Origin of the sequence: Klenkia sesuvii, assembly GCF_037083825.1 — a bacterium.
In the GTDB taxonomy this organism is placed as follows: domain Bacteria; phylum Actinomycetota; class Actinomycetes; order Mycobacteriales; family Geodermatophilaceae; genus Klenkia; species Klenkia sesuvii.
Map to the genome: position 1 here is coordinate 1 of NZ_JBAPLU010000045.1, position 3,313 is coordinate 3,313.

Sequence of the window (3,313 nt, forward strand, 5' to 3'; positions counted from 1 at the left end):
CAAACATAGAGAAACGAAACAATGTCATTTAAAGCGCTGAAGAAGGGGGATCCTCTAGAGTCCAGCAGCGCACTGAGATCCAGCTGCCAGCGGGAAATACTGATGCGCAGCGCCGCCAGCGCATAAACGAAGCAGTCGAGTGCCTCATTGCGTCGCTTTTTGCTGTCCCACAGTATTTTTTTCCTGCCATCCACCCATTTTTCGACCTGCTCTTCAGCAGTCAGCTGCTGCGCTTCGGTCAGATCAAAAATATCCGGGTTATTCGGGAAGTGAACGGCACCGGGAAGCGGTTCATCCCCTTCCGGCGTCAGTGTGAAGCGGTTATAAATCTGCTCTTTCGCGGTATCCGTACCGATTTCGGTAAGGTAAACGACCTGCAGGCATGCAAGCTTGGCACTGGCCGTCGTTTTACAACGTCGTGACTGGGAAAACCCTGGCGTTACCCAACTTAATCGCCTTGCAGCACATCCCCCTTTCGCCAGCTGGCGTAATAGCGAAGAGGCCCGCACCGATCGCCCTTCCCAACAGTTGCGCAGCCTGAATGGCGAATGGCGCCTGATGCGGTATTTTCTCCTTACGCATCTGTGCGGTATTTCACACCGCATATGGTGCACTCTCAGTACAATCTGCTCTGATGCCGCATAGTTAAGCCAGCCCCGACACCCGCCAACACCCGCTGACGCGCCCTGACGGGCTTGTCTGCTCCCGGCATCCGCTTACAGACAAGCTGTGACCGTCTCCGGGAGCTGCATGTGTCAGAGGTTTTCACCGTCATCACCGAAACGCGCGAGACGAAAGGGCCTCGTGATACGCCTATTTTTATAGGTTAATGTCATGATAATAATGGTTTCTTAGACGTCAGGTGGCACTTTTCGGGGAAATGTGCGCGGAACCCCTATTTGTTTATTTTTCTAAATACATTCAAATATGTATCCGCTCATGAGACAATAACCCTGATAAATGCTTCAATAATATTGAAAAAGGAAGAGTATGAGTATTCAACATTTCCGTGTCGCCCTTATTCCCTTTTTTGCGGCATTTTGCCTTCCTGTTTTTGCTCACCCAGAAACGCTGGTGAAAGTAAAAGATGCTGAAGATCAGTTGGGTGCACGAGTGGGTTACATCGAACTGGATCTCAACAGCGGTAAGATCCTTGAGAGTTTTCGCCCCGAAGAACGTTTTCCAATGATGAGCACTTTTAAAGTTCTGCTATGTGGCGCGGTATTATCCCGTATTGACGCCGGGCAAGAGCAACTCGGTCGCCGCATACACTATTCTCAGAATGACTTGGTTGAGTACTCACCAGTCACAGAAAAGCATCTTACGGATGGCATGACAGTAAGAGAATTATGCAGTGCTGCCATAACCATGAGTGATAACACTGCGGCCAACTTACTTCTGACAACGATCGGAGGACCGAAGGAGCTAACCGCTTTTTTGCACAACATGGGGGATCATGTAACTCGCCTTGATCGTTGGGAACCGGAGCTGAATGAAGCCATACCAAACGACGAGCGTGACACCACGATGCCTGTAGCAATGGCAACAACGTTGCGCAAACTATTAACTGGCGAACTACTTACTCTAGCTTCCCGGCAACAATTAATAGACTGGATGGAGGCGGATAAAGTTGCAGGACCACTTCTGCGCTCGGCCCTTCCGGCTGGCTGGTTTATTGCTGATAAATCTGGAGCCGGTGAGCGTGGGTCTCGCGGTATCATTGCAGCACTGGGGCCAGATGGTAAGCCCTCCCGTATCGTAGTTATCTACACGACGGGGAGTCAGGCAACTATGGATGAACGAAATAGACAGATCGCTGAGATAGGTGCCTCACTGATTAAGCATTGGTAACTGTCAGACCAAGTTTACTCATATATACTTTAGATTGATTTAAAACTTCATTTTTAATTTAAAAGGATCTAGGTGAAGATCCTTTTTGATAATCTCATGACCAAAATCCCTTAACGTGAGTTTTCGTTCCACTGAGCGTCAGACCCCGTAGAAAAGATCAAAGGATCTTCTTGAGATCCTTTTTTTCTGCGCGTAATCTGCTGCTTGCAAACAAAAAAACCACCGCTACCAGCGGTGGTTTGTTTGCCGGATCAAGAGCTACCAACTCTTTTTCCGAAGGTAACTGGCTTCAGCAGAGCGCAGATACCAAATACTGTTCTTCTAGTGTAGCCGTAGTTAGGCCACCACTTCAAGAACTCTGTAGCACCGCCTACATACCTCGCTCTGCTAATCCTGTTACCAGTGGCTGCTGCCAGTGGCGATAAGTCGTGTCTTACCGGGTTGGACTCAAGACGATAGTTACCGGATAAGGCGCAGCGGTCGGGCTGAACGGGGGGTTCGTGCACACAGCCCAGCTTGGAGCGAACGACCTACACCGAACTGAGATACCTACAGCGTGAGCTATGAGAAAGCGCCACGCTTCCCGAAGGGAGAAAGGCGGACAGGTATCCGGTAAGCGGCAGGGTCGGAACAGGAGAGCGCACGAGGGAGCTTCCAGGGGGAAACGCCTGGTATCTTTATAGTCCTGTCGGGTTTCGCCACCTCTGACTTGAGCGTCGATTTTTGTGATGCTCGTCAGGGGGGCGGAGCCTATGGAAAAACGCCAGCAACGCGGCCTTTTTACGGTTCCTGGCCTTTTGCTGGCCTTTTGCTCACATGTTCTTTCCTGCGTTATCCCCTGATTCTGTGGATAACCGTATTACCGCCTTTGAGTGAGCTGATACCGCTCGCCGCAGCCGAACGACCGAGCGCAGCGAGTCAGTGAGCGAGGAAGCGGAAGAGCGCCCAATACGCAAACCGCCTCTCCCCGCGCGTTGGCCGATTCATTAATGCAGCTGGCACGACAGGTTTCCCGACTGGAAAGCGGGCAGTGAGCGCAACGCAATTAATGTGAGTTAGCTCACTCATTAGGCACCCCAGGCTTTACACTTTATGCTTCCGGCTCGTATGTTGTGTGGAATTGTGAGCGGATAACAATTTCACACAGGAAACAGCTATGACATGATTACGAATTCGAGCTCGGTACCCGGTGATTTCTATCAATTGCCACCTGTGGATAATTCTGGTCAGCCGAAATTCTGCTTTTTGGCTAAAAGTTGGAATAAGGTTATCGAAAACACCGTGGTGTTTAAGCAAGTTTTCAGACAAAAGGGAGATAATGAGTGTATTGATATGTTGAACAATGTGCGTGTTGGGAACTTGAATTATGAAACCATTGAAGCGTTCCAACAATTGGATCGACAAATCAACTACACTGACGGAATAGAACCAACACAGTTGTACCCCACTGTAAATGAAGTTC

General features: G+C 49.7%; 2 protein-coding genes and 1 pseudogene. 2 read left to right on the top strand and 1 reads right to left on the bottom strand.

What is annotated here, in order from left to right:
• Window positions 1–380: terminase gpA endonuclease subunit (locus TEK04_RS21100; protein WP_432277363.1), on the bottom strand; the 380-nt coding region annotated here is incomplete at its 3' end.
• A 610-nt stretch (window positions 381–990) separates the two neighbouring features.
• Between TEK04_RS21100 and TEK04_RS21105 the strand changes: the two genes are divergently transcribed.
• Both TEK04_RS21105 and TEK04_RS21115 read left to right on the top strand, forming a co-directional pair.
• Window positions 991–1,851, top strand: a complete 861-nt coding sequence (locus tag TEK04_RS21105) for a broad-spectrum class A beta-lactamase TEM-116 (RefSeq protein WP_000027050.1) — start codon at window positions 991–993, stop codon at window positions 1,849–1,851.
• Window positions 1,852–3,012: 1,161 nt separating this feature from the next.
• A pseudogene (locus tag TEK04_RS21115) lies at window positions 3,013–3,313 on the top strand (hypothetical protein); the annotation flags it as partial.